1 protein-coding gene is annotated in these 480 nt (G+C 65.0%); it reads left to right on the forward strand.

Features of this window, described 5'->3' with window-relative positions:
* The coding region (locus ACLFKU_RS44080) for a low molecular weight protein-tyrosine-phosphatase (protein WP_410853436.1) at window positions 1-421 on the forward strand (421 nt) is incomplete at its 5' end.
* Window positions 422-480: the final 59 nt, after the last annotated feature.

Here is a 480-nt window from a genome sequence, read left to right on the forward strand (position 1 = left end):
TTCCCCGATGGCTGAATTCGTCGCCAGGAAGGTCTTCGCCAACGAAGGCCTGGACGCTCGCATCACCAGCGCCGGTGTCAGCGATGAGGAACACGGCGGCCCGATGGATTCGCGAGCCAGGTCCGTCCTGAAGTCCCACGGATACCCCTGCTCGGGCCACAATGCTCACCAGATCGACGGGTCCGAGATCATGTCCGCCGACCTCGTCATAGCCGCCGAGCCACGCCACATCCAGATGATGAAGCGAATGGCCCCCGACGCCGACAACCTCCGTCTCATCCGCGACTACGACCCCAACTGCACCCCTGGCACCTCCCTGCCGGACCCCTGGTATGGCTCGGCCGACGGGTTCGAGGACACCCTCGACGCCATCGAGGCCGCAATGCCCGGAATCGTTGACGAGGTCCGCTCACTGGCCTGACCAGTTCCCCGCCATGGCGCTGGTCCCCCGAGACCAATCGTTGCGGCACTATAGGCTGT

This window comes from Paraburkholderia sp. EG304, from assembly GCF_046543485.1.
Classification (GTDB): domain Bacteria; phylum Pseudomonadota; class Gammaproteobacteria; order Burkholderiales; family Burkholderiaceae; genus Paraburkholderia; species Paraburkholderia youngii.